Genomic DNA, 26,617 nt, shown 5'->3' with positions numbered 1-26,617 from the left:
AAAATAAATCTAGAACTTTAATCCCTGTTTTTCCAATGAACCAATGAACCAATGAACCAATGAACCAATGAACCAATGAACCAATGAACCAATGAACCAATGAACCAATGAACCAATGAACCAATGAACTAACTCGCTACTTCTAATTTAAGTTTTTTTCCTTTAATTTTTTCGCCGCTTAATGCTTTCAATAATTGATCTACTTTGCTTCTTTTAACCGCCACATAACTGGTGGTATCTTTAACTTCGATCAGGCCAAGGTCTTCTTTTGTTAAATTACCTTTCTGCAAAAATAAACCTACAATATCAATTTTGTTAATTTTATCCTTCTTGCCATGTGCAATGTATAAAGTTACCCAATCGCTGGCTTCTGGTAATTTATACTTTTCGGATAAAACTTCCTCTTCAATATCTTCCGGTAAATACTTATAGTGTTCTTCTGAAGTTAAAATGGCATAGGCCGTTCCTTTTGCATGCATCCTTGCCGTTCTGCCATTGCGATGGATATAGGCATCTTCGGTATAAGGCAATTGATAATGTACAATATGTTCCACCTCAGGAATATCCAGACCACGGGCAGCCAGATCTGTTGTGATTAAAATCCGATGGCTACCATTTCTAAATTTAAGTAATGCCTTTTCACGATCGAACTGCTCCATCCCACCATGAAAAACATCATGACCTAGACCATTTTCGAAAAGTAAATCACTTATCCGATCTACCGTTTCCCTGTGGTTACAGAAAACCAATGTATTTTTACTGCCTATTTTACTCAGTAATCTGAAGAGGTAATCTAACTTATCGGCAGCAGGTGCTGTTATTTTTTTGAGCTTTAGATCTGGTTTTGCTTCGATATTTTTTGAAAAATCGACTTCAACCGGCACATTTAACTTTACAAAAGCCGGAACTTCTTCCATTTTGGTAGCAGAAGTAAGTATACGCTGTTTTAACGAAAGCAGTGAGCCAATGATATAAGACATGTCTTGCTCAAAGCCAAACTCCAGTGCTTTATCAAATTCATCTAAAACTAAGGTTTCGATAAAAGATTCGTCAAAGTTTTGATGCTCTAGATGGTAAGCTATCCTACCAGGTGTTCCGATCAGGACGGCAGGTGGATGTGCAAGATTATTCTTTTCTATCCGTACGGCATGACCACCGTAACAGCAGTTTACTTTGAATGAAGTACCCATTTGTTTAAAAACCTGCTCTATCTGTAAGGCGAGCTCTCTCGAAGGAACTAAAACCAAGGCCTGCACCCCTTTTACTCCGGTTTTTAGATTAGAAAGTAATGGCAATAAAAAGGCTAGCGTTTTCCCCGAACCCGTTGGCGCAATCAATATTACATCTTTACCAGTCTTGGCTGCTTTTACAGAAGACTCCTGCATCTCATTAAGTGCAGTAATATTTAATTTTTTTAAGGCATTTTCTATCATTCCGCTATAAAGGTAATCATTTCTCTTTACGCCCAGAACTACAGCCTTAGTTACGGTTTGAAAAATCTTTCCCTCAGTTTCCGCAGCGTAGAAAAATTTAATCTTTTCTCGAGCAACATTAACATGTTACCACGTTTAGACATTGATGATAGCACTTTTTCGTTAACGGCATCAACCGAAGATAAGATCTTGTCTGTCAGTTCATCTGCAAATTTATTCGCTCTGCTATTTTGCAATAACTGGAGCTCTTGAATTAATTCTGCTCTCATAATTAAGAATTTTTAATGAATGTACAAATATTAACGGACCGAATAATAATTTGTTTCAACAAATAATAAGTTCATCTAAACTATTATCACTAACTTGTTGATAACTAACTTTTTGTTAGCAAATAAACAACCTAACCTTAACACATATTTAATTTTTAGCACTTATTTTTATAAAAACCTGATTACCATTCGTCCCAAAGGGATTCCTTTGGAATTAACCTCAAAAAATACAAATGTATGACGTGGAAAAAATTTAGTGGTGAAATTATTCAATCTTCAATCCTCGAAGAAGTAGAAAACGCGATTATCAGAGAAAGCCAAAACGGCTTTAAGCTTAAAGTTTGCATCGGTACCGATTCGCAGGTAAAAGGCGCAGTAACCGATTTTGCAACCGTAATTGTGCTGTTAAGAGAACATCATGGCGGTTTTATGTACATCCATCAGGAAAAAAGCACACAACAGGTAAGCATTAAAGAAAGAATGTTAATGGAAGTGCAAAAATCAATCGAAACTGCCTATTCTATTTGTGATTTACTTGATATTTACGACGTGGCTTTAGAAGTACATGCCGATATCAACACCAGTCCGTCGTTTAAATCGAACAAAGCACTTAACGATGCCATGGGATATATTTTAAGCATGGGCTTTATTTTTAAGGCTAAACCGGAAGCATTTGCCAGTTCTACCTGTGCCGATAAAATGGTGCATTAGGTAGTCTGTCGGAAAGTCTGGAGCGAGAGGTCCGAAGCCGGTTACCGTCATTTCGAGGGTTAATTAATTGTTTAAAATCAACATGAGTGACGTATAATTAATTTCTTTGCCATACACCACGGTCTCGCCTCGGCTCACCGCCGCCGAAGGGCTCTTTCTTTTTGGCATCAAAAAGAAACAAAAAATGCCGGCTGAAAATTTTTCTTTCGAAGCTAGTGGGTTGGCTTGAGGAGTACGGCCCGAAAAATTTGCTAGGCCGGTTTAAGCAGAACGGGGATAAAGTGCTGCGGCCTAGTTGGGCGGAAATACAAAATCTGTTAAGAGGTTGATTAATAATACCTTGTAAAATAACATCAATGGTAGCACAGCCGAGAACCACGAAGTGCTCAGCGAAGCCAAATCTGTAAGTCATGTTGATGATCAATATTCTTAATGGATCCCTTCCATTGTGTTTCATTCGGGATGACAGAATTCGTTGCGCCCCAAAGCTATGATCGCCGTGCCTTCTCTTCGTGAACTTTGTGGTAAAAAAGATGTAAAATGGATTAGCACACCCAACTCTGCGATCTCTGCGCCTTCATTCTGCGAACTTTGCGGTTAAACCTAAATATCTCCAACAAAACCCCATCTTTGTTGTTGTGCTTTAAAACAAAAACTTGAAAACGTATAGATTAGAATTTACCCAAAAACTCCCTGTTGATCTGGATATCGCCTGGGACTTTTTTTCTTCGCCAATAAACCTGGCCGAAATCACCCCAAAGAATATGACCTTTGATGTAACCTCACCAAACATCGTCAATACTAAAATGTACCCTGGCCTGATTATCACCTATAAGGTTGCCCCATTGTTTGGCATTAAGTTAAACTGGGTAACGGAGATAACACATGTTATGGATAAGGAGTATTTTATCGACGAGCAACGGTTTGGTCCATTTGCTTTCTGGCACCACCAGCACCATTTCGAAAAAATAGATGGCGGTGTATTAATGCACGATACTTTACACTATGCCATTGGCTGGGGACCAATCGGTATTATTGTAAATACCATGGTAGTGAACAACAAAATCAACGAAATTTTTAAGTTCCGTTACCAAAAGGTTGAGGAATTATTTTCCATGCGCTAATTACCACTTTTTCGTTGAAATGGTTTCAGCTTTCTTTTTGGCTTTTTCAACCCTATTGGTTGCTAAATATTTCTTAAAATCATCGCCGAATTTTTCTATCTTATTATAAGCGCTATTTAAAATGTCTTTCCATGCGCCCGCACTCAATTTGCCAGGTGTACGCTCTAATGGTACGCCAATTTTAGTAGTCGCTACAAAATTCCCATAGCGGTCTCTCTGGTATGGGATAAACAGCATATCGGTTAACCAAAACCTATATTTGCCATTACGCGCCTCAAAAACGAAATTATAACTTACTTCCCCGCTTGGATGGCCAGCTACCAAGATTGTTTTATCAATTATCAAAGTTCCTTTAGCCAAAACAGAAGAATCGGTAGCACTTTCTTGCCTCATCGATTTTTTATAAGCCACATTAACAAAAGATTTAGCCCTTTGCAACAAGGTATCTTTACTTATCATTTGCGAATCTACCACCTGATAATAAATGAATTTACCATTATCATCTTTCGAAAACTGTTTTTGCTGCGCAGATAATTGAATTGAAAAAAGAACAAGAATAATAAAAAGAAGATGTTTCATTTGAAATCGGTTAACAGGCAAATGTAATGATTTAAAGGTATGAAAAAGCCGTCCCTATTTACATCGGGACGGCTTAATATTAACAATTTTATTTCCTTAAAAAGCGTAAACTGCTGCCAAAGAGAACTGGCCACCATTTGGTGCCGCAGCGCCACCTTCTTTAAAGAAAGGTTTATCACTGTTATGGTCTAATCTTACTTCTGGGATAAATGTTAAACCACCAGATTTAATATTTGCGGTAAGTGTTACTGCAGTAAAAGCAGTAGCCGGAACTGCACCCGCGGCTTTAAATTTAAAGTACTCACCTCTTAAACCTAAAGTTACTGCATCCAATACAGCAAATTGAGGGTATAACGCTGCACCTGCGTAACTTCCCGGTACCGAACTGTCTTTGATATCATAATTGGCTGCATTTAAACCCAATTTAAATTTCTCTGTAATTTGATATGAAGTGGTTAAATCGATAATGGTTCCGTACCCGCCAAAACCAGCACCAGATAAAGCATTGATGTAAGCAGTCCAACCTTCAACAGGAGCAACCATTAACTGGCCACCGATAGCCGAAACACCTCTCGAAGCGGAATAAACGTTCCAATCGTTAAATAAACCAGCCATTAAACTTACTTTATCGCTGAATTTATAAGTGGCTTTAATTCCAGCATTTTGGAAGGGGCCATTGGTAAACAGGTATGAAGTAGAATAGTTAAAGTTTCCAACCGGTGAGATTACCTCATACCCAATGAATGTACCCATGTAACCTGCTGTCATACTAAACTGATCAGTAAAATCGTAGTTAACATATAAGTTTTGAATATTAAAAGACGAACCTCCGGCTGCAGCATCAGGAATAGATTGCGATTGTCCTCTAGGGCCAAAAGAAAGCTCCCCAACAAATGACGCTTTACCTGTTTTTTTCTTCAAGGCGATATCGATCATACCTAACGATACCGAGTTGTGATCAGTTACAAAAGATGTTTTTCCGTTTAATGGATTTTTAGCAAAATCATATTTAAAATACGTATCTACCGACCCTGAAATTTCAAGTGGTGATGTAGCGGTCTCTTGAGCCAGGGCACACGTAGTGCTGGCCATTGCAAAAATAGCGGTTAAAAGTTTCTTCATGTTTGAGCTTATTTGGGTTTAGATATTATAAAATTCTTAAGAAATTGGTTCTGTTAATGGACTGTTTCTTTCGATATAGATCGCTCTTTCTTCAACTAGCAAGGTACCTTGAGAGTATTTCTCGTCATGTTGAGATGCATCAAGCCCCATTTCTTCTTCTTCATCTGACACCCTGATTGGGTTAATAAGATTTACCAGTTTGAAAATGATGAATGATACAACGAAACTGAATATGATTACAATTACAGCACCTTTTAATTGTGTTACAAAGAACGCCGGGTTGCCATAAAACAAACCATCGGCACCAGCAGCATTTACTGTTTTAGTAGCAAAAACACCTGTTAACAACATACCAACAATACCACCCACACCATGACAAGGGAAAACATCTAACGTATCATCTAAACTGGTTTTTTGTTTCCAAGAAACCACAAGGTTTGAGATAACTGCGGCAATAGCACCAATAAATATACTTGCTGAGATACTTACAAAACCTGCACCTGGTGTAATGGCTACCAAACCAACTACTGCACCGATACAAAAACCTAAAACCGAAGGTTTTTTACCTCTTGCAACATCAAAGAACATCCACGATAAACCTGCAGCACCTGCAGCGGTATTTGTAGTTAAGAATGCAGAAACAGCTAAACTACCTGCGCTCAATGCAGAACCTGCATTAAAACCGAACCAACCGAACCATAATAAACCTGTACCAATTAGTACGTAAGGGATATTCGCAGGTGGAACTTCTTTATGCTCTAAGTGAGATTTTCTACGTTTTAAAACCAATGCACCAGCTAATGCAGCCATACCAGCAGAAATGTGAACTACGGTACCTCCAGCAAAATCCAATACACCCATTTTAAACAAGAAACCTTGTGGATGCCATGTCCAGTGGGCTAACGGAGAATAAACGAATATTGCGAATAAAACAATAAATAAGATGTATGAGGTAAAACGGATACGTTCTGCTACGGCACCTACCACTAAACCCGGGGTAATAATGGCAAACATTAATTGAAACACAGCAAATAAAGATAGCGGAATAGTTAAGTCTGCTCCCCCCTGAAGGTGTGGCGCTCCAGAATTTACACCTTTAAAGAACAAAAACGTTGATGGATTTCCAATAAAGCCACCAATGGTATCTCCGAAGGCTAAACTAAAACCTACTACCGTCCATAAAACTGTAATTACTCCTGCGGCTACCACACTTTTAATCATGGTAGATAGTACATTTTTACGATGAACCATTCCACCATAAAAGAATGCAAGGCCTGGAGTCATTAAAAATACAAGCGCAGAAGCGATTAATATGAATGCAATGTCAGGCCCACTATACTTGCCTTCGTCAAAATTAGGAAGAAGTGGAATAAATAGAGCGAAAATTGCGACAATCATCAATATCGCAAAAGGCGCGTACTGTTTAAAGGAGAATTTACTCATAGTTTTTAGTTTAATTTGTTTGTATTGTTTAAATAATTGAAATATGCTTGATTTATTTTTCTAAAAATACGACATATTGCAGTTTTTACACCATTAAATTAAAATATTTTAATAAAAATGAGTGATTTTTATAAAACAAAACAAAAATTAACCTTAAAAATAAAAATACCAAAAAATACAGGTGATTTTAATACAAGTTTTTAATAAAAACAAAATCACATATTAACCATCATTTATATGATTTTACCTAAAATTTATAAAAAATCGACTCAAAAAAACATAAATAACAGAAAAAACCCATGAAATTTCATGGGTTTTTAAAAAAATCGTTAAAAAATTTAACTTTTTATGAAAAATAAGCAGATCCTTGAATCACTCCTCTTTTTTCGATTTCTTTATCCATATAGGTTTGAATTGCCGATTTGTTAAGCCCCCAGTTAGGCGCAATCAATAAATCCCAATCCGAAATACCAAAAAGCCGCTGAATAACAATATCCGGTCGTAATAAAGGGATTAATTCACAAAGTAAGTCGGTATATTCTTCGAGAGAAAACAATTTAAAGGGCTCCTTTTTATACTTAGCGCCCATTATAGATCCTTCTACAACATGGAGGTGATGGAACTTTACAAACTTGATTTGTGGGAAACGGTTAATTTCATGAATGTAACCGTGCATCTGCTCACGGGTTTCCCATGGGAAACCAAAAATGGTATGCACGCACAGATCGAGCTTACTATCTTTTAAAAGTTCTACCGCAGCAACAAATTCGCCATGATTGCAGCCCCTGTTGATCTGATCGAGCGTTTCATCATAAATCGATTCCATGCCCATTTCTAAATCCACATCGAAGCGGTCGGTATAACTTTCTAACAAAGCTACCTTTTCTGCATCGATACAATCAGGACGTGTACCTACAGCAAAACCAACAATATCTTCGGTATTAATCGATAGCGCTTCATCATACATCATCTTTAAATAATGTACTGGCGCATAGGTATTGGTATTAGGCTGAAAATAAACAATATACTTATCAGCTTTATAAGAAGTTTTAGCCCTTAACATGCCTTCGGCAAGCTGATCTTTAATATTTGGATTTTTACGCGAAGGCTCCGGCGTAAAAGAATCAACATTACAATACGTACAACCACCGTAACCTTTGCTCCCATCGCGGTTGGGGCAGGTAAAACCACCATCTACAATTACTTTAAATACACGCTGCCCTTTATACTTTTCGCGCAAATGCGTGCCGTAATTTTTATAACCCTTTATCCCTGAATCTACTAGTGTTCCCATTATTTGCAAAAATACGCTTTTTGTTCGAGACGAGTGATTAGGGAGGTAAGATTTGAGATATTAGACAAGAGATGTGAGATTTGGCGTACAATTAGGGTTTAGGGTTTAGGGTTTAGGAAAAACACGCTGCTACTCATCAGGATTTAAAAATTTAGTTCTTTTTTTTAGAAAAGCAAAGCCTGTGGTTCTTCGCAGTGCCAGTCCCGCCACATGCTCATACGCCTGCAGGCCTTGGGCGCAGGGCCGGTATCCGCCGTGTCGGGTTTAGAAAACTGAGTTTAAGCACAGGTTTAACTTACCTAAACCCGGTAGCAGCGAACACGATCCCGATTTTTTCTATCGGGAGAAGTAAAGCGGATAACGGGACTTTCGGAACCGATTGAAACAGAACCCTGCTTTTCAAAATGTGAAAATGGGATTTGGAGCGGTAAGATTTAGCATATATATAAGGTTTAGGGTTTAGGGTTTAGGAAAAACACGCTGCTACTCATCAGGATTTAAAAATTTAGTTCTTTTTTTTGAAAAGCAAAACCTGTGGTTCTTCGCAATGTTAGTCCCGCCACATGCTCATACGCCTGCAGGCCTTAGGCACAGGGCCGGTATCCGCCGTGTCGGGTTTAGAAAACTGAGTTTACTACACAACCCCGGTAGCAGCGAACACGATCCCGATTTTTTTTATCGGGAGAAGTAAAGCAAATAACGGGTCTTCATGAACCGATTGAAACAGAACCCTGCTTTTCAAGAAGCAAAAACCTCGCAGTTTTTTAAATCTGCGAGGTTCCGTTGTTAATTCTCTTCTCGAACCGTCATCCTGAACTTGTTTCAGGATCTATTCTGCCATTAAGATGCTGAAATAAATTCAGCAGGACGATCTCAGAGATACCTGAATCGCCTAATCTTGCTGCTCTTTTTTATTAATAAAAAAGTAAACAGGCACCCCCAGCAAAACAATCACAAGCCCCGGCCAGGTATACTGCTGTTTATAAATAAGCAGCAAAATACAAAATGCCGCTCCTATCAATAAGTAAATAATTGGTGTAACTGGATATAACCAGGTTTTGTAAGGCCTTTCAAGGCCTGGCTGTTTTATCCTTAAATAAATAACGCCAAAAACAGTAATCATATAAAAGAGCACAATAACAAATGATATCATATCTAAAAGATTACCATATTGCCCACTTAAACATAGAGCAGATGCCCAAATGCCCTGCATCCAAAGTGATCTTTCAGGAACTCCATTTTTATTGTTTTTTAATGCCGCTTTAAAAAACATTCCATCTTTTGCCATGGTTTGAAAAACCCGGGCACCTGCCAATACGATTCCATTAACACAACCGAAAGTAGAAATCATTACCAACAATGCAATTACAATTGTACCGATTCCACTACCGAAAATCTGTTCTGAGGCTGCAACAGCAACCCGATCATTGAGGGCAAATGCAATACTTTCTCTGTTTAGGGTATTGAGATAGATAAAATTGACCAATAAATAAAGAATCATCACTGCTGAAGTACCTAAAACCATAGAACGTACAACATTTTTTTTAGGGTTTTCGATTTCTCCCGAAACAAAAGTTACATTCTCCCAGGCCACACTCGAAAATACCGAACCAACCATGGCCGCTGCAATCCCCCCCATTATTGCCATTCCGGAAATGGATTCCCATCCCGATTTCAGAAAATTGCCGCTTGGATCTGTTTTAAGATTATTGAAAGCATCCCAGCCAAAGCTCATATTTCCGGCCCAGAAACTGTTTTTCACCAAAAGAAAGCCCAAGATAATTAAGCCGATTAAAGCGACAATTTTAGAACCAGTAAAAATGTTCTGCAAAATTTTACCGCCTTCAACACCTTTTGTATTAATATAGGTTAAAAGCAGAATCACACCGATGGCTAAAATCTGTATCCAGGTAATTTTATAGCCGCCACTTTGAAAAATTGGAGCAGCATCGTTTAAAGCTGGTATTAGATAGGCCGTAAATTTACCAAAAGCAACAGCAACAGCTGCAATAGTGCCTGTTTGAATTACGGTAAATAAGCCCCAACCATACAGAAATCCCATCATTTTACCAAAAATCTCTTTCAGGTAAGTGTATTGCCCACCAGCTTTGGGAAACATGGAAGAAAGTTCTCCATAAGAAATTGCGGCGGCAACTGTCATTACCCCAGTGATCAACCAAACCACAATCAACCAATAACCAGAACCGAGATTCCGCATGATGTCGGCACTAACAATAAAGATACCGCTTCCGATCATCGAACCCATTACCAGCATGGTGGCATCAAAAAGGCTTAATTTTCTTTTAGAAGGTCCATCTTCTTTTTCAATATTCATTTTTAGTTTGGTTTAGTTTGTGGCTAATTTATTTAAAAAAAAGAAAATAGGAGTACTTCGCTTGTATTATTTTAATTGAGCGAAATTTTATTCTACTTGACAATGAAAAATTTAATCACAAGAAAAATATTTTATTATCTTGCTAGATATAAGTACGCAGTTCGGAGAGAAGCATTTGGCGCTGAACGTTTGAAATAGATTAAACAATTGACCAATTTAAACAGTTAACCAATTACACAACAACATAAACAACTAACCAAATATAAAACCAATTATTAACTATGGATTTTTTACAAAACAATTTAATTTACTGTATTCCGGCGCTGGGCCTTGTCGGGATTATAGTTATGATGATTAAAAGCGCCTGGGTGAACAAGCAAGATGCAGGTGATAAAAACATGCAGGAACTTGCGGGCTATATCGCCGATGGTGCAATGGCCTTTTTAAAAGCCGAATGGAGAGTATTGAGCATTTTCGCTGTTTTTACAGCCGCGCTCCTGGCCTACTCGGGTACAATTACCGAAATTAAAGGAGTACCTATGCATTCGAGTTGGATCATCTCTATTTCTTTTATTATAGGAGCGGTATTTTCTGCAACTGCGGGTTATATCGGAATGAAATCGGCCACAAAAGCAAATGTTAGAACCACACAGGCTGCCAGAACAAGTTTAAAACAAGCATTAAAAGTTTCTTTTACTGGCGGTACCGTAATGGGCTTAGGCGTAGCTGGTCTTGCTGTTTTAGGTTTAGGCGGTTTATTTATTGTTTTTTTACAGGTATTTCATGTAACCAGTGCCAATAGTGTAGAAATGAGAACCGCCATTGAGGTTTTAACCGGTTTCTCTTTAGGAGCGGAATCTATTGCTTTATTTGCCCGTGTTGGTGGCGGTATATATACTAAGGCTGCCGATGTTGGTGCCGATTTAGTGGGTAAAGTTGAGGCTGGAATTCCGGAAGATGATGTGCGTAACCCTGCAACCATTGCCGATAATGTAGGTGATAACGTGGGTGATGTTGCAGGCATGGGTGCCGATTTATTCGGCTCTTATGTAGCAACCATATTGGCAACCATGGTTTTAGGACAAGAAATTACCGTAACAGATAAATTTGGCGGCATGTCTCCCATCCTTTTGCCAATGGTAATCTGCGGATTGGGTATTTTATTTTCAATTGTAGGCACCTGGTTTGTAACCATTAAAGATGATAAATCAAATGTTCAGACGGCTTTAAATCTAGGCAACTGGTCATCAATTTTGATTACAGCAGTAGCTTCATTCTTTATCGTAAAATGGATGTTGCCCGAAACATTAAACTTACGTGGTTATGAGTTCTCCAGTATTAATGTGTTTTACGCCATTATTGTTGGTTTAGTAGTGGGTACGATTATGAGTATCGTTACCGAATATTTTACCGCGATGGGCAAAGGCCCTGTAAATTCTATTATCCAACAATCATCAACCGGACATGCCACCAATATTATTGCAGGTTTAGCGGTTGGAATGAAATCGACTGTTATTCCAATTTTGGTTTTAGCAGGCGGGATTATGTTATCGTACCACTTCGCTGGTTTATATGGTGTAGCCATTGCAGCAGCGGGTATGATGGCCACTACGGCTATGCAATTGGCCATTGATGCTTTCGGACCAATTGCTGATAATGCGGGCGGTATTGCAGAAATGAGTCAGTTACCTCCAGAAGTACGCGAACGTACCGATAATTTAGACGCTGTTGGAAATACCACTGCAGCTACCGGTAAAGGATTTGCCATTGCATCTGCAGCCTTAACCTCTTTAGCATTATTTGCAGCTTTTGTAGGCATTGCAGGTATTACGGCGATAGATATATATAAAGCGCCAGTATTAGCAGGATTATTTGTTGGCGGGATGATTCCTTTCATTTTCTCGGCCCTTTGCATCCAGGCGGTGGGTAAAGCGGCAATGGATATGGTTCAGGAAGTTCGTCGCCAGTTTAGGGAAATTCCTGGCATTATGGAGTACAAAGCCAAACCAGAGTACGAAAAATGTGTAGCCATTTCAACCAAAGCATCTATCCGTGAAATGATGATGCCTGGTGCTATCGCCTTAATCACGCCGATAATTATTGGTTTTACTTTTGGTCCTGAAGTTTTAGGTGGATTATTGGCCGGTGTAACCGTTACCGGTGTATTGATGGGGATTTTTCAAAGCAATGCAGGCGGCGCATGGGATAACGCCAAAAAATCTTTCGAACAAGGTGTAATGATCAATGGAGAAATGCACTACAAAAAATCAGAACCACATAAGGCTTCGGTAACCGGAGATACTGTAGGTGATCCTTTTAAAGATACTTCGGGTCCTTCAATGAACATTTTAATCAAATTAATGTCTATTGTTTCACTCGTTATTGCGCCATACATCGCAGTTAAGGCAATTGCCAGCGAACATAAGCAAGAAGTTCGAAAAGAAATCAGAATTGAGCAAAAAACCGATAGTTTAGGTAACACAATTACGGATACTTTAACAAATACTACCGACACTTTAAGGCGTTAGTTCTAAAATCACAGATATAATACAACTGAAAGGGGGATTTTAACAGAATCCCTTTTTCTTTTTGGTAATTTTTATTTAGGTTTACCGCTTATTATCATAAAATCAACAAACATAAAAGACTAAACAACTTATGAATCTAAAAAAGCCTATTGATGTGCTTATAGCAGAATCTGCTGAAAGTGGTGAAGGCACGCTGAAACGGACACTGAGTAGTACAAGCCTTGTTGCATTGGGCATTGGAGCTATTATTGGTGCAGGCTTATTCTCTTTAACCGGTATTGCTGCAGCCGACCACGCTGGACCTGCTGTAACCTTATCATTTGTATTGGCAGCTGTAGGCTGTGCTTTTGCAGGATTATGTTATGCAGAATTTGCATCTATGATTCCTGTTGCAGGAAGTGCCTACACCTATTCTTATGCTACCATGGGTGAGTTCATGGCATGGGTTATTGGCTGGGATCTTGTTCTGGAATATGCTTTAGGGGCCGCAACCGTTGGCGTTTCATGGTCTGGATATTTCAATAAACTATTGCACGAGTTTGGCCTCGAAATGCCGCTCTACTTAACCAAATCATTTGCAGAAGTAGATGGTGGTGGAATCAATCTACCTGCTGTGGTAATTGTTTCTCTACTTTCATTGATGTTAATCCGCGGTACAAAAGAATCTGCAAGCCTTAACAACGTTTTAGTAATTGTAAAAGTAGCTGTAGTAATCATTTTCATTGCATTGGGATGGAAATTTATCAACCCAGCTAATCATACACCTTATATTCCTGCAAACACTGGTGTTAAGGGAGAATTTGGTATTTCGGGAATCGCAGCTGGTGCAGCATTGGTATTCTTTGCATTTATCGGTTTCGATGCTGTTTCTACTGCAGCTCAGGAAGCTAAAAACCCACAAAAAGGTATGCCAATTGGTATATTGGGCTCTTTAGTAGTTTGTACGATATTATATGTTTTATTTGCGCATGTAATGACTGGCTTGGTACCTTATACTATTTTTAAAGGTGATGCCTCTCCTGCAGCTACCGCTTTTAAAGTTACAGGATACGGTTGGTTACAAATGGGTTTAATTATTGCCATTTTAGCTGGTTACACCTCGGTAATATTAGTAATGTTAATGGGCCAGTCGAGGGTATTTTATACCATGTCAAAAGATGGATTATTACCTAAGTTTTTCAGCACTATCCACTCTAAGTTTAGAACGCCTTTCAAAACTAATATCTTCTTTATGCTTTTTGTAAGCGTATTTGCAGGTTTTGTTCCTGTAACCGATCTAGGCCATATGGTTTCTATCGGTACGTTGTTCGCTTTCTCGCTAGTATGTATCGGTGTGATGTTACTGCGCAAAACAGATCCTGACAGGCCTCGTCCATTCAAAACACCATTGGTGCCTTTCGTTCCAATTATGGGTGTGATCGTTTGCGTTTATTTAATGTCATCATTACCTTTTGAAGCATGGATCAGGTTAGCCATTTGGATGGCGCTGGGTATAGCGATTTATTTCTTTTATGGCAAAGGAAATTCAGTATTAAGAAACAAAGGAAAAGTGGTTGGCGCAGTAGATCCACCAAAACCCGAGTTATAATAGCTAAATCATAAAAAAATTAAAGCCTCGACCGAAAAGTCGGGGCTTTTTTATGTTAAATAATTGTTAATAAAACTACCTTTGCAAAAAATCGATAACATGTACCGCTATTTTGCCAAATTTAAGATCACTTATTTCTTCTTAACGATTGTTTTGCTACTCATTTCCGCTGCAGGATATGCGCAGAGAACAATTAACGATGTAATGGACTCTACCACGGTTAACCATTTGCTCATTATCTCTAAGAAATACGGCTCATTATCTTTTAGCGGATACCTGCAGCCTCAATTCCAGGTTGCGCAGGCAAATGGTGCACAGGCAGAGTATCAAGGCGGAAACTTCGGCGAGTTTACCAATAACCGGTTTAGGTTAAGAAGAGGTCGTTTAAGGGCAGATTATATGATGCTAACAGATGATGGCAGTCCTTCTACCTATTTTGTACTTCAGTTTGACGGTACTGAACAAGGTGTTGCCATCCGTGATTTTTGGGGACGTTATTACGAAAATAAATGGAAAATACTGGCGGTTACTTTAGGGCTTTCAGGCCGTCCGTTTGGGAACGAACTGCAGTTATCTTCTTCAGTAAGGGAAGCGCCGGAGCGTGGCCGGATGTCGCAGATTCTAATGAAAACAGAACGAGATCTGGGGGTTACGTTTACCCTAAACCCACGATGGAAAGATGCCCGGTTGAAAAACTTTGTATTCGATTTTGGTATTTATAACGGACAAGGCTTAGCTGGTGCCGGAGAATTTGACAACAGTAAGGATTTTATCTTCAGGTTAAGCCACAAAACCTATGCATTTAATAAATTTACCATTGCGGGCGGTATAAGTACACTACAAGGTGGCTTAAACCATCGTTTGCCAGTAAGTTATAAGATGGATAGAATCAATGAGCAATGGCGAATGGTGAAGGATTCATCGGCCAATACCATCAATAAGGTTGCTCCAAGGAGATATTACGGTGCCGATATTCAGCTGGCTACAAAAACCAAGAGCTGGAAATCTGAGTTAAGGGCAGAAGTGGTATCAGGCCTACAAACAGGTACCTCAACTACCTCAACCACTCCTGGATCTTATCCTGTTGATAGTAAATCGGTAGCCTTGCCTTATTATACCCGAACCTTCAACGGTGCTTACTTTACCTTTGTACAAACTTTGAATAGCACCGACAATCAGCTTATTTTAAAATACGATTGGTATGATCCAAATTCAAAGGTAAAAGGACTTGATATTTCAAGCGCCCAGGGGCTTTCTCCGGCGGATGTTCGTTTTGATACTTTTGGATTTGGTTTTTTACATCATTTTAATCCACATTTTAAAGCGGTGCTTTATTATGATATCATTAAAAACGAATCAACCCAAATTCAAGGCTATACAGCAGACAGAAAAGACAATGTGCTTACGTTAAGAACACAGTTCTATTTCTAATAAATAAAGTACAATTGAGGAATTGAGACAAATTCCGCTACCTTTGCTTAAAATTGCGCCGCTATGAAATTCGATTTTATGACGTTCAACTTAAGCCAGATCCTATCCACAACGATGGTGCTCTTCGCTATTATCGATATTTTGGGCGCCATTCCCGTTGTAATCGAATTACGTAGAAAAGCTGGCCATATCGAATCAGAAAAAGCATCTTTAGTTGCTACAGGCTTAATGATCCTCTTTTTATTTGTTGGCGAATCGTTATTAAAAGTAATCGGATTAGATGTAGAATCTTTTGCCATTGCGGGTTCTTTCGTGATCTTTTTTATCGCCATGGAAATGGTATTGGGATTAACGATTTTTAAAGAAGAAGCACCAGAAACAGTCTCCATCGTTCCGTTGGCTTTTCCTTTAATTGCCGGAGCAGGAACAATGACTACCCTACTTTCGCTAAAAACAGAATACCATACCCAGAATATATTGGTGGGCATTATACTCAATATGTTGTTTGTATACTTTGTATTGAAAAATACCAACAGACTGGAAAAACTTTTCGGAAAATCGGGCTTGAACATCTTACGTAAAGCCTTTGGGGTAATTTTATTGGCTATAGCGATTAAATTGTTCAGGAATAATACTGGGCTTTAAGGATTTGAAGGCGTAGCTTCATTTTATAACGCCAGGTAGTCATTGTGAGGAGGAACGACGAAGCAATCTTAAAGCGATCGTTACCTCCTATAGCTGTAGGATTGCTTCGTGCCTAGCAATGACGACACGCTATTAAATGACAATCCACCAATCAAGCTGTAACAATAATTGCGTATATTCATCTAAACATAAAGCTTACATCATGAACAGCTTTGAAGAATATACCTTAATTATTGGAGCAATAGCCGTTTTAATCGAAGCGGTAAAATACTTTAAAAAGAATTTCAAATCCTGGTTTGAACATACTTAGTATGTATTGAATCGATTTCTATTTTTTTAAATAGATCCGTCATTTCCAACTTGATTGGAAATCTTAAAGCATTAGGATTCCCGCCTGCGCGGGAATGACGGTTAAGAGCTAAAAAAGCACCCTGATCTTAAAATCCTACAATCCTGTTAATCCTGGCTCTTCTTAATCAACCTCGCCACAAACATCGTATCGGCATTGTTTTCATAACCTTTTATCAATTCCATTTTTTCAAGTTCTAATGGCAACTGATCAATCATATACCGAACAATGGCTTCATTTTCTTCGGCAAAGGCAGAGCAGGTAATGTAAATTAAGGGCTTACCCGGCTTTAAATACTTTACAATATTTTGGACAATCCCCTTCTGGATGCTGGCAAATTGATTAATTTTCCGTTCCTCGAAAAATGTAAGCATTTCGGGTGTTCTGCCCCATGTTCCAGAACCAGTGCAGGGCGCATCCAAAATGATCCCGTCAAATTGATAGTGGTGTAAAACCTGATCGTTGTTCTGTAAAAGATCCAGTTCCTTTTTATGGTACTTTTTGATCCCGGCTAAGCGGAAACGTTCATCTAAATTTAAAAGTACACTTTCTCTCAGATCAGAAACCAACAGCTCGATCACAGGCTCCAAACTATGCAGCAGCAGCGTTTTCCCACCAGATGCCGCGCAGCAATCCCACCATTTATCCCATTTGTTCGGTTTAAAATAATTGCCCGTATGCTGAGAAGATAAATCCTGAACCTGATAACTACCTTCTTTTAAAATGGCTTCTAACTTGGTTCCATTAGGCAAAGCCAGCGCAGTATCAGAAATCGCTTTAACCGCAATGTTTTCATCTTCTAATTTTGCAATAATAGCGGCAGATTCTTCTCCTACTACCCTGATAAACAGATCTGGCTGTTTGAAGAATGAGGTACAAAACGCTTCCCGGTCTAATCCATCAGATAGATTTGCGTGGAACGGATATACCTCCTGCAAATCAAAATCCGGATACCTGGTTTTAATGATGGATATTTTTTCTCCCAGCGGCAGTATAATACTTTCCTTTAATTCCGGCAGATTTTTCTCTACAATAAGGCTAAGTGTATCATGGCACAAGAAATCGGCAATACTTAAACGCTCTTCCTGTGGAAGTCCCGATAAAGCCTTACCTAATCTAAAAAAGCTATATATATGTCGTGCGGCCCATCTCCTATCGGATGAACCCATTTGCTTATGCTGCTTAAAATAGGTTGGTAGAAAACGATGCAATGGCAAACTTCCATCATAATTACTCAAAATCTGTTCAAAGGCTCTTAACTGGTGATCTGCTCTCATGCAATAATTAAAATGGAAGAAAAATTATAGAATTACTCAACTAGGTTTAATGCAAAGTTTTTAAACTTCAGTAACATTAAACTGGTGTTAATATAGCCTAATTTTTCATCATGGATAAATGAAAAGTTATTATGGAGGCCTTTATATTTATCTTTTACCAGGTAATCTCTATAATCCTCTCCATATGTAGTTAACAGTTTACCGAAATAATAGCCAACATCGAAACCTTTAAAGGCATATTCTCCAGGCTCAAATCCATACCTGTAGCGATATTTTTTAATAAAGGCAACAACTGCGCTATTTTTGTAATCTATTTTATAAGACGAGCTGATAATCGTATTTAGATCTTGTAATTTATCAGTAGGATAATTCTGTTTTACCCAATTAGGATGACCAAATAGATTAATATTATAACCACCTGTGGCTAGATGCTTTAATTTATACAGTTTTTCTACTGTCGGTAATACAAAAGCCCTGTCAGATGAGGTAAGCACCACGGCATACTCTTTACCTTTGATCATTTTTGTTTCAAAAGCATAGGCCGAAGCATACTCTTGTACCACAAACTTGGTACTGGTTTGAAAATAGTTCCTTATTGGTGCTGCAAACTGTTCGTCTTCTGTTTTCTTAGGGTTAATCAGTACCACTATCGTATTGGCAGGATTATAATTTTTAGCAATGTATGTGGCTATCTTTTTTCCATGTAAACCAATATTATTTACAATGGACACCAGATTTGGATTATTAAATTCTGCAGGTTCGGAAGCAGCCAAAGGAGATACGATGATTGCATTGTTTTCTTTGGCATAATTGGAGATAAACTTTAACCCATCAGGAAAAACAGGACCAATAATTAAATTGCTTTGTTTAAAACGCTCATTTTTGTACAAAACCGATATATGTGTGTTATCATCCTGCGTATCGAAAACATTGAGTTTAAAATTTAAACCCTGCGCCGCGGCAGAATCCAATCCCAATTTAAAGCCCTGATAAAAATCGATAGGCATAGCATATTTTTCGATATCGGCTTTTGTTGCTGTTTTTAAATTCAGCTCATCCAGTTTAAAGGGAACAAGCAAGGAAACACTTGCCTGCGAAAACTTTTTGATAGGCTTTTTATCTGCTGGTTTTTCTTTTTCAACGGGTTTACTCGTCTCTGGTTTAGGTGTTCTCACTTTTGGCGAACAAGCACCCAAAATCAACATAAACAAAACTGGTAACCAGTAAACCTTTTTATAAATCATACCTGTTGTTTTTAACAAAATATGCTAGCAAAGTTTATTCCACCTTGCTAGCATAACATTTATTTTATGCAGTTTGGACTGAAAACTCCAAACTGAAAACTCATAACTGAATTATTCCCACTCGATAGTTGCAGGTGGTTTAGAGCTGATATCGTATACCACTCTATTGATCCCTTTAACTTTATTGATAATCTCGTTTGAGATTTTAGCCAATACCGGATAAGGTAAATGGCACCAATCTGCAGTCATCCCATCAAGCGATTCAACTGCTCTTAATGCAATTACATTTTCGTAAGTACGCTCATCGCCCATCACCCCAACAGATCTTACCGGTAAGAAGATTGCGCCTGCCTGCCATACTTTATCGTAAAGGCCTGCTTCTTTTAAATTGTCGATATAAATTTTATCGGCATCTTGTAAAATGGCCACTTTTTCTGGAGTAACTTCTCCGATAATGCGGATACCTAAGCCCGGGCCTGGAAACGGGTGACGGCCTAAAATAAACGATTCTAATCCTAAAGTGGTGCCTACTCTTCTTACTTCATCTTTAAACAAAGTTTTAAGTGGCTCAACTACTTTAAGTTTCATAAAATCTGGCAAACCACCTACATTATGGTGCGATTTTATGGTTGCCGACGGCCCTTTAACCGAAACCGATTCAATAATATCAGGATAGATTGTACCTTGGGCCAACCACTTTACATCTTGGATCAGGTGAGATTCTTCGTCGAAAACTTCGATAAATACACGGCCAATAATTTTACGTTTTGTTTCCGGATCTTCAACTCCGGCCAACTGGCCCAAGAATTTGTCTTTAGCATCAACGCCTTTAATATTTAAGCCAAAATCTTTATACTGCTCTAAAACACTTTCATATTCGTTTTTACGCAATAAACCATTATCAACAAATATACAGTGTAGGTTTGTACCGATGGCTTTATGTAAAAGTACCGCAGCAACACTACTGTCAACGCCACCTGAAAGTGCCAAAACAACTTTATCGTTACCTACAGTAGCTTTAATATCAGCAATTGTGGTTTCAACAAAAGCAGCAGAAGTCCAGTCCTGGCTGCATCCGCAAATATCAACCAAGAAGTTTTCTAACAGGATTTTCCCATCAATACTGTGCGTTACCTCAGGGTGAAACTGGATGGCATAAGTATCTGAATCTTTAATATGGTAAGCTGCCACTTTTACGCTATCGGTACTGGCAATCAGTTCAAAATTTTCTGGAATATCGGTAATGGTATCGCCATGACTCATCCAAACTTGTGAACCGATGTTAATGCCTTTAAATAATTTATTCTCCTGGTTTACAAAATTCAGGTTAGCACGACCATATTCCCGTGTTGAAGATGGCTGAACTGCACCGCCAGAATGTTGGGCAATATATTGTGCACCATAACAAACAGCCAATAAAGGAAATTTTAAATGGTATTTCGATAAATCGATCTGAGGTGCATCTTCCTGACGAACAGAGAATGGACTACCCGAAAAAATAACCCCTTTTACATCAGGCGTAACCTCAGGAAGATTGTTGTATGGATATATTTCACAGTAAATATTTAGTTCGCGAACCCTACGAGCGATGAGTTGTGTAAATTGCGAACCAAAATCGACGATAATGATTTTTTCTTGCATCCGCAAAGGTACCAATTAGATATGAGATTTGAAGCCGGAGATTTGAGATTTTTAGCTTAAAAAAGTCCGGAGTCGGCAGTCAGGAGTCCGAAGTCAGTTTGGAGTCAATTAACCGCTTCAAACAGTTAACCGATTAACCAGCATAACTAAAAGTCGGTAGTTAGAAGTCCAAAGTCGATTAACTGATTAACAATTAACCAGTAAACTACTTGCCGTTACCAATAAACTACTGACAAATGAACCAATGAACCTTTACGATTCCATCAAAACCACCTCAACTCCAAATTTCCGCAAAAAGTCTACTCCTTCGTCGCTAGGCAAACCTTTGTAAGCCGCATACGATTTAGAATAATAAACCAATTTAATTCCTGAAGATAAAATCAACCTTGCGCAAGCAATACAAGGCGATAAGGTGGTATACAAAGTACAACCTTCAATTTTCGAACCGTTTTTAGAAGCATACAGGATTGCATTCTCCTCAGCGTGTAAGGCTAAAGAACAACTGCCCTTACTATCACGCGCACAGCCATGCTCTGGCCATTCCTCATCGCAATTGTGCGTACCAGCTGGCGGGCCATTGTAGCCGATAGAAATAATACGGGTATCTTTTGTTAACACTGCACCTACATGGGCACGCACGCAATGCGAACGGGCTGCCAAATCGGTGGCAAGGTTCATAAATATCGAATCGAAACTTGGTTTATCTGCCATTATAAAAATCAAAAAAGCCACAAAGAACTAAATCTCTGTGGCTGCAAAATTACTTTATTAAAAATTAATGTCCGCCAGAAATTTTTTGATCAAAGTTTATTCCTTGTGATCTTAATATTCCAGCCACTTTCCAGGCATAGAATGCCAAGTAAGCAAAACAGATAATCCCTACAATATAACTGTATTGAATACCTGTAAATTCTGATACCGCACCTTGTGCCCAGCTAATAATACCACCGCCCATAATCATCATAATTAAGAAGCTACTTCCCTGACTGGTGTGTTTGCCTAAACCGCTTACTGCCAAGGTAAAAATACAAGGCCATAAAGTGCTACAGAATAAACCTACACTGGTAATGGCATAAACACTTACCATCCCCTTAGTAAACATTCCGATTAATAACGCAGTAATACCTATTGCCGAAAAGATTAGCAACATACGGGCCGGGTTACCTTTACTCGCCATATCAGCAGCAATTAATACTAAGATAATCAAACCGTATACATAAAATGGAGCAAGATCATGTTTTGCTATAGCATTTACAGCTAAGAAAATACCAAAAGCTAAATATGGCGCAATAAAACGTAATACTTTTTGTGTGCCGATATTATCAGTAAAAGCTTCAACAGCACCTGTCCAACGACCGATCATCATACTTGCCCAATATAAAGAGATATAAGGGGCAATATCTTTAATGGCAAAGCCTAAATCTTTCTCCATATAAGCTGGTAGATTACTTGCGGTAGATACCTCAACACCCACATAAACAAATATGGCAATCATACCCAAAACCAATTGCGGATATTGCAAAGCTGATCCCTTAATCGATTTAGTATCCTCAACCACAGCTTCAACCAAAGCAGGTCTATCAGGCAAAGACGACATTTTTAAGAAAACAGCAACGGCAATAAAAGCAACACCCAAAATTAGATATGGAATTTTAACGCTTTCTATACTAATATTTGTAGTTGCATTTGCCGCAGAACCAAAAATAGCGAAACTTACAATAAGTGGTCCAATGGTTGTACCAAAGTTATTAATACCACCGGCAAGCGTTAAACGTTGCGAACCTGTTTTAATTGGCCCTAATGCAATAGCTAATGGATTTGCAACAGTTTGCTGTAAGGAGAAACCTAATGCTACAATAAATAAGCCTGAAAGCATTAAAGGAAATGAATGCATGTTTGCTGCAGGATAAAACAATAAGGTTCCAAGTGCCGAAATAACCAGACCAAGCGCAAGCGAATTTTTATAACCCAGTTTGTTTACAATATCTTGTCCTATTATAACAGAAATACCGTTATAAATTAAAGCACCCACTGTATAAGCAATATAAAATGCCAATGAAACCAATTGACTTTCGGCTTGCGATAAATCAAAAGCTTTTTTAAATACTGGTATTAAAATGTCATTACTGGCGGCTACAAAGCCCCAGAAAAAGAATACCGTAACCAAAGGAATAAACTGCCCCCACTTGGTTTGTGTTTGTTCTGAACTCATTTTTTAAATCTAGTTTTAGTGGCTCTAAACATAAATAAAAAAAAATGAAAACCAGTAAATTTTATGCAACCTATGCAACAAAAATAAATGTTAAATGTTTAGGTATAAAGTTGCATATTCGCATATTATAAACAATACAATGCATGTTTGAAGCCATATTACTAGGTATAGGAGCAGGGATTATTTCGTCGTTTTTAACAGGGCCGGTATTTTTTGCAATGATCAAAACCAGCATTGAGAGGGGTTTCAAAGCTGGGTTTTCTTTAGCTGTTGGCGTAATTATTAGTGATGTGGTCTTAATTGGCCTGGTTCTTTTTGGCAGCCAGTTTTTGGATTATCAAGCAGAGTTTGATAAATATGTAGGCACCATTGGGGGCCTATTCTTGTTAGCCGTAGGCATATATTACCTGGTTTCTAAAATAACAGTGCACTATAATAGTTCAACCCTTCAAAAAGTAAGTAAACGTGGTTATGTAATAAAAGGATTTTTAATGTGCATCCTTACCCCCTCTACCTTAATGTTCTGGATCATTGTAAGCGGGATTATCTCGGTTAAATTGAATAACATGCTGAACGAAAAGCTAGTCTGCTTTTTTATTGCCATGGCTACCCAATTGAGTATAGATGGTGCAAAGAGTTTCTACTCGAGTAAACTCCGTTATAAAATAAAAGAAGATGCGCTTAAAAAGCTGAATAAAATCGCAGGGGTGGTCATCATCTTTTTTGCCATTTGGCTGATCGTTAAAACTTACCTGAAGTTCTACGTATAGGTTTTCACCACAAAGACTATAAAGAAAACGCAATACACATCTTATCGTTAGCCACGGAAACACAGAACACACGGAATTTCTCACGTTTTGTCATCCTGAGCCGAGTCGAGGGGCCGACAAAAATTACTAAACAGTTTTTTATTTTTTGAAAAACAGGTGCAATGCTTCTTCCGCCGTAGTTCGTATCCCCACGAACCGCTAAAATCATTAACTTCTGTTCTCCAATATCAGTAATAACACTAAAACAGATCCTGAAATAAATCCGATAGCTATCGGATCAGGATGACACACTGTTGGGAAACAATTGAACCTTCACGAAGTTAATTAAGTTGTGCCTTTGTGTCTTGGTTGGTTAAAAGTTTTGAAAACTAGGCTCAGTGCTACTATTACTGTTAGTCCTGCCAATGCTGCAAGTCCTCGGCAAATGAAGAATTTGCCTCCGGGCTTTTCGCGAATGTCAGGTTTAGGTAGGAAAAGATTGTTACCTTTTTTGATGGTCACCTTGAGCGGAGTCGAAGGACTCTTCTCTGCATAGGAAGCTACAATTTGTGTCTTCGTGCTCAGTGCTAAACAGGGGCTCGGAACTCTTCTTTTCTCTGTGCAAACTCGTTGTTCTCAGGTGGTAAAAAAACAAAAAAATAGCCCATATAAAATATGAGCTATTTGTTATTCAAGTCCTCTTTAGGAGGTTTAGGGGTCTAATAAGCCCTTTGGTTATTTCCTTCTTTCCAGTTAACGAAAGCTTTATTTACCACTTTGTTACCACCTGGGGTAGGATAATTTCCTGAGAAATACCAGTCACCTTTGTTTTTCGGACAAGCTTCGTGCAAGTTCTCTAAACTTTGATAAATTACTTCAACCTCAGCAACAGTACCTTTTGGCGTAATAATTTGTGCAATTTTAGCCGAAATTTCTTCAGGCGTAAACGGTTTATAAATTTCCTTAACGTGATTTACAATTTCTTCTTTAGGTAAAAGTAACGAAGCTTTACATTTGGTGTAAACGTCTTCGATCACCTGCCACATACCACGCTCCGTTAACAACTGAATGGCCGCATCGAAAGCCACGAACTGTCCCATTCTACTCATATCGATACCATAACAATCAGGGTAACGGATCTGAGGTGCAGAAGAAACAATAATAATTTTCTTAGGGTGTAAACGGTCAACGATTTTAATGATACTCTGTTTTAAGGTTGTACCACGTACAATCGAATCATCAAGCGCTACTAAAGTATCCTGGTGGTTATTGATAATCCCATAGGTAGTATCGTAAACGTGTGCCACCATTTCGCTCCGGTCTGCATCCTGTGTAATAAAAGTTCTCAGTTTTACATCTTTAACCGCAAGCTTTTCTACACGGGGTGCTAAAGATAACAGGTCTTCAAGCTGCTGATCTGTTAATGTTTCTTTTTTATGTAAAAGTATATCTTTCTGGTGCCTGCGTACATATTGCTGAACACCATCAACCATTCCAAAAAAGGCTACTTCTGCCGTATTTGGAATAAATGAGAATACTGTATTTTTTAAATCGTAATTAACGGCCTGAAGAATTTTATCGCTTAATAAACGACCTAACTGCTTGCGCTCGCGGTAAATTTCTACATCACTTCCTTTTGAGAAATAGATGCGCTCGAACGAGCACGATAATCTTTCGGTAGGCTCGCGGAACTGCTCCATGCTTACCTCGCCGTTTTTCTTGATGATTAAAGCATGACCAGGATCAATCTCTTTAACATCTTTGAACTGGATATTAAATGCAGTTTGTAAAGCAGGCCTTTCAGATGCCGCTACAACGATCTCGTCATCATAATAGTAATACGCCGGACGGATACCTGCCGGATCGCGCATAATGAACGAATCGCCATTACCCACCATACCACAGATTGAATAACCTCCATCCCATGTTTTGGCTGAGCGGCGAAGAATATTCGCGATATCTAAATTATCAGATATTTTGTGTGTAATCGCAACGTTATCATGTCCTTCTTTTTTGTATTGATCGAAAAGCTCCTGGTTTTCATCATCTAAAAAGTGACCGATTTTTTCCAATACCGTTACGGTATCTGCTTTTTCTTTTGGATGCTGACCTAACTCGTACAATTGCTCCAATAACTCATCAACATTCGTCATGTTGAAATTACCTGCAATTACCAGGTTACGTGTCATCCAGTTGTTTTGCCTTAAAAAAGGGTGGCAATTTTCGATGCTGTTTTTACCATGTGTACCATAACGCAAATGGCCCATTAACACCTCGCCGATAAAGCTTACGTTGTTTTTGAGCCATTCTGTATCCTGCATTAATTCAGGGGTGTTTTCCTGGATATCGACAAATTTGTTCTGTACATATTCGAAGATATCTGCTACCGCATTAGATGCCATGCTCCGATATCGGCTAATGTACCTACTGCCCGGTTTCATATCCAGTTTAATGGTGGCAATACCTGCGCCATCCTGGCCCCGGTTATGCTGTTTTTCCATTAAAAGGTATAATTTGTTAAGGCCGTAAAGTGCTGTACCGTACTTTTGCTGGTAGTAAGAAAGTGGTTTTAACAGGCGAATAAAAGCGATTCCGCATTCGTGTTTTATCTGATCACTCATTGTGTGGGTTTGAAGCCGCAAA

20 protein-coding genes are annotated in these 26,617 nt (G+C 38.6%); 7 read left to right on the top strand and 13 right to left on the bottom strand.

Going from position 1 to position 26,617, the window contains the following annotated elements; translation table 11 throughout:
- Positions 1–128 precede the first annotated feature (128 nt).
- Together LQ227_RS24405 and LQ227_RS24400 are read right to left on the bottom strand one after the other, a co-directional pair.
- Positions 129–1,433, bottom strand: a complete 1,305-nt coding sequence (locus LQ227_RS24405; RefSeq protein ID WP_230146545.1) for a DEAD/DEAH box helicase — start codon at positions 1,431–1,433, stop codon at positions 129–131.
- Between the two features lie 50 nt (positions 1,434–1,483).
- Positions 1,484–1,702, bottom strand: a complete 219-nt coding sequence (locus tag LQ227_RS24400; RefSeq protein WP_230146546.1) for a hypothetical protein — start codon at positions 1,700–1,702, stop codon at positions 1,484–1,486.
- Positions 1,703–1,939: 237 nt separating this feature from the next.
- On the opposite strand from LQ227_RS24400, the gene LQ227_RS24395 reads away from it, so the two are divergent.
- Both LQ227_RS24395 and LQ227_RS24390 read left to right on the top strand, forming a co-directional pair.
- Positions 1,940–2,413, top strand: coding sequence for a ribonuclease H-like YkuK family protein (locus LQ227_RS24395; RefSeq protein ID WP_057932807.1), 474 nt, complete (start codon positions 1,940–1,942; stop codon positions 2,411–2,413).
- 656 nt (positions 2,414–3,069) lie between these two features.
- On the top strand, positions 3,070–3,537 hold the full coding sequence (locus LQ227_RS24390; protein WP_230146547.1) for an SRPBCC family protein: 468 nt from the start codon (positions 3,070–3,072) through the stop codon (positions 3,535–3,537).
- On the opposite strand, the gene LQ227_RS24385 is transcribed toward LQ227_RS24390, so the two are convergent.
- The 5 genes from LQ227_RS24385 to LQ227_RS24365 form a co-directional block, all read right to left on the bottom strand.
- A complete protein-coding gene (locus tag LQ227_RS24385) occupies positions 3,538–4,116 on the bottom strand; it encodes a DUF4468 domain-containing protein (RefSeq protein WP_230146548.1) in 579 nt (192 codons plus the stop codon).
- 96 nt (positions 4,117–4,212) lie between these two features.
- Positions 4,213–5,238 (bottom strand): porin, encoded by a 1,026-nt coding sequence (locus LQ227_RS24380; RefSeq protein ID WP_230146549.1) that lies wholly within the window; start codon positions 5,236–5,238, stop codon positions 4,213–4,215.
- A 36-nt stretch (positions 5,239–5,274) separates the two neighbouring features.
- Entirely contained in the window at positions 5,275–6,681 is a 1,407-nt protein-coding gene (locus LQ227_RS24375) for an ammonium transporter (RefSeq protein ID WP_230146550.1), read from the bottom strand.
- A 346-nt stretch (positions 6,682–7,027) separates the two neighbouring features.
- On the bottom strand, positions 7,028–7,975 hold the full coding sequence (locus tag LQ227_RS24370) for a TIGR01212 family radical SAM protein (RefSeq protein ID WP_230146486.1): 948 nt from the start codon (positions 7,973–7,975) through the stop codon (positions 7,028–7,030).
- 892 nt (positions 7,976–8,867) lie between these two features.
- Positions 8,868–10,310: an APC family permease gene (locus LQ227_RS24365; RefSeq protein WP_230146487.1), complete on the bottom strand. Its 1,443-nt coding sequence runs from the start codon at positions 10,308–10,310 to the stop codon at positions 8,868–8,870.
- A 281-nt stretch (positions 10,311–10,591) separates the two neighbouring features.
- Here LQ227_RS24365 and LQ227_RS24360 point away from each other — a divergent pair, with 281 nt between their 5' ends.
- The 4 genes from LQ227_RS24360 (at position 10,592) to LQ227_RS24345 (ending at position 16,502) form a co-directional block, all read left to right on the top strand.
- On the top strand, positions 10,592–12,838 hold the full coding sequence (locus LQ227_RS24360) for a sodium-translocating pyrophosphatase (RefSeq protein WP_230146488.1): 2,247 nt from the start codon (positions 10,592–10,594) through the stop codon (positions 12,836–12,838).
- Between the two features lie 130 nt (positions 12,839–12,968).
- Positions 12,969–14,426, top strand: coding sequence for an amino acid permease (locus LQ227_RS24355; protein WP_230146489.1), 1,458 nt, complete (start codon positions 12,969–12,971; stop codon positions 14,424–14,426).
- Between the two features lie 99 nt (positions 14,427–14,525).
- Positions 14,526–15,857 (top strand): porin, encoded by a 1,332-nt coding sequence (locus LQ227_RS24350; RefSeq protein ID WP_230146490.1) that lies wholly within the window; start codon positions 14,526–14,528, stop codon positions 15,855–15,857.
- Between the two features lie 78 nt (positions 15,858–15,935).
- Positions 15,936–16,502 carry a MarC family protein gene (locus tag LQ227_RS24345; RefSeq protein WP_029274105.1) on the top strand — a complete coding sequence of 189 codons (567 nt, stop codon included), beginning with the start codon at positions 15,936–15,938 and terminating at the stop codon, positions 16,500–16,502.
- A gap of 456 nt (positions 16,503–16,958) precedes the next feature.
- Here the strand turns inward: LQ227_RS24345 and LQ227_RS24340 are convergent, their stop codons facing one another.
- The 5 genes from LQ227_RS24340 to LQ227_RS24320 form a co-directional block, all read right to left on the bottom strand.
- Positions 16,959–18,128 (bottom strand): RsmB/NOP family class I SAM-dependent RNA methyltransferase, encoded by a 1,170-nt coding sequence (locus LQ227_RS24340; protein ID WP_230151647.1) that lies wholly within the window; start codon positions 18,126–18,128, stop codon positions 16,959–16,961.
- 32 nt (positions 18,129–18,160) lie between these two features.
- A complete protein-coding gene (locus LQ227_RS24335; protein ID WP_230151645.1) occupies positions 18,161–19,372 on the bottom strand; it encodes an ABC transporter substrate-binding protein in 1,212 nt (403 codons plus the stop codon).
- Between the two features lie 111 nt (positions 19,373–19,483).
- A complete protein-coding gene (gene guaA / locus LQ227_RS24330) occupies positions 19,484–21,013 on the bottom strand; it encodes a glutamine-hydrolyzing GMP synthase (protein ID WP_230151643.1) in 1,530 nt (509 codons plus the stop codon).
- Between the two features lie 252 nt (positions 21,014–21,265).
- Positions 21,266–21,724, bottom strand: a complete 459-nt coding sequence (locus LQ227_RS24325) for a dCMP deaminase family protein (protein WP_029274099.1) — start codon at positions 21,722–21,724, stop codon at positions 21,266–21,268.
- Positions 21,725–21,788: 64 nt separating this feature from the next.
- A complete protein-coding gene (locus LQ227_RS24320) occupies positions 21,789–23,225 on the bottom strand; it encodes an MFS transporter (RefSeq protein WP_230151641.1) in 1,437 nt (478 codons plus the stop codon).
- A 143-nt stretch (positions 23,226–23,368) separates the two neighbouring features.
- Here LQ227_RS24320 and LQ227_RS24315 point away from each other — a divergent pair, with 143 nt between their 5' ends.
- Positions 23,369–23,995 carry a LysE family translocator gene (locus LQ227_RS24315; protein ID WP_230146495.1) on the top strand — a complete coding sequence of 209 codons (627 nt, stop codon included), beginning with the start codon at positions 23,369–23,371 and terminating at the stop codon, positions 23,993–23,995.
- Positions 23,996–24,693: 698 nt separating this feature from the next.
- Here LQ227_RS24315 and LQ227_RS24310 read toward each other — a convergent pair.
- A complete protein-coding gene (locus LQ227_RS24310) occupies positions 24,694–26,595 on the bottom strand; it encodes a class II glutamine amidotransferase (RefSeq protein WP_057932784.1) in 1,902 nt (633 codons plus the stop codon).
- Positions 26,596–26,617 lie beyond the last annotated feature (22 nt).

It is taken from the genome of Pedobacter sp. Bi27, from assembly GCF_918698255.1.
Lineage (GTDB): Bacteria > Bacteroidota > Bacteroidia > Sphingobacteriales > Sphingobacteriaceae > Pedobacter.
Note: the sequence above shows the minus strand (reverse complement) of the source record. Positions and strands in the feature narration are given on the sequence as shown.

What these genes read in the sequence shown, in the direction of transcription:
- LQ227_RS24405 (WP_230146545.1), bottom strand. Translation starts at nt 1,433, where the DNA reads ATGATAGAAAATGCCTTAAAAAAATTAAATATTACTGCACTTAATGAG.
- LQ227_RS24400 (WP_230146546.1), bottom strand. Translation starts at nt 1,702, where the DNA reads ATGAGAGCAGAATTAATTCAAGAGCTCCAGTTATTGCAAAATAGCAGA.
- LQ227_RS24395 (WP_057932807.1), top strand. Translation starts at nt 1,940, where the DNA reads ATGACGTGGAAAAAATTTAGTGGTGAAATTATTCAATCTTCAATCCTC.
- LQ227_RS24385 (WP_230146548.1), bottom strand. Translation starts at nt 4,116, where the DNA reads ATGAAACATCTTCTTTTTATTATTCTTGTTCTTTTTTCAATTCAATTA.
- LQ227_RS24380 (WP_230146549.1), bottom strand. Translation starts at nt 5,238, where the DNA reads ATGAAGAAACTTTTAACCGCTATTTTTGCAATGGCCAGCACTACGTGT.
- LQ227_RS24375 (WP_230146550.1), bottom strand. Translation starts at nt 6,681, where the DNA reads ATGAGTAAATTCTCCTTTAAACAGTACGCGCCTTTTGCGATATTGATG.
- LQ227_RS24370 (WP_230146486.1), bottom strand. Translation starts at nt 7,975, where the DNA reads ATGGGAACACTAGTAGATTCAGGGATAAAGGGTTATAAAAATTACGGC.
- LQ227_RS24365 (WP_230146487.1), bottom strand. Translation starts at nt 10,310, where the DNA reads ATGAATATTGAAAAAGAAGATGGACCTTCTAAAAGAAAATTAAGCCTT.
- LQ227_RS24360 (WP_230146488.1), top strand. Translation starts at nt 10,592, where the DNA reads ATGGATTTTTTACAAAACAATTTAATTTACTGTATTCCGGCGCTGGGC.
- LQ227_RS24355 (WP_230146489.1), top strand. Translation starts at nt 12,969, where the DNA reads ATGAATCTAAAAAAGCCTATTGATGTGCTTATAGCAGAATCTGCTGAA.
- LQ227_RS24350 (WP_230146490.1), top strand. Translation starts at nt 14,526, where the DNA reads ATGTACCGCTATTTTGCCAAATTTAAGATCACTTATTTCTTCTTAACG.
- LQ227_RS24345 (WP_029274105.1), top strand. Translation starts at nt 15,936, where the DNA reads ATGACGTTCAACTTAAGCCAGATCCTATCCACAACGATGGTGCTCTTC.
- LQ227_RS24340 (WP_230151647.1), bottom strand. Translation starts at nt 18,128, where the DNA reads ATGAGAGCAGATCACCAGTTAAGAGCCTTTGAACAGATTTTGAGTAAT.
- LQ227_RS24335 (WP_230151645.1), bottom strand. Translation starts at nt 19,372, where the DNA reads ATGATTTATAAAAAGGTTTACTGGTTACCAGTTTTGTTTATGTTGATT.
- guaA (WP_230151643.1), bottom strand. Translation starts at nt 21,013, where the DNA reads ATGCAAGAAAAAATCATTATCGTCGATTTTGGTTCGCAATTTACACAA.
- LQ227_RS24325 (WP_029274099.1), bottom strand. Translation starts at nt 21,724, where the DNA reads ATGGCAGATAAACCAAGTTTCGATTCGATATTTATGAACCTTGCCACC.
- LQ227_RS24320 (WP_230151641.1), bottom strand. Translation starts at nt 23,225, where the DNA reads ATGAGTTCAGAACAAACACAAACCAAGTGGGGGCAGTTTATTCCTTTG.
- LQ227_RS24315 (WP_230146495.1), top strand. Translation starts at nt 23,369, where the DNA reads ATGTTTGAAGCCATATTACTAGGTATAGGAGCAGGGATTATTTCGTCG.
- LQ227_RS24310 (WP_057932784.1), bottom strand. Translation starts at nt 26,595, where the DNA reads ATGAGTGATCAGATAAAACACGAATGCGGAATCGCTTTTATTCGCCTG.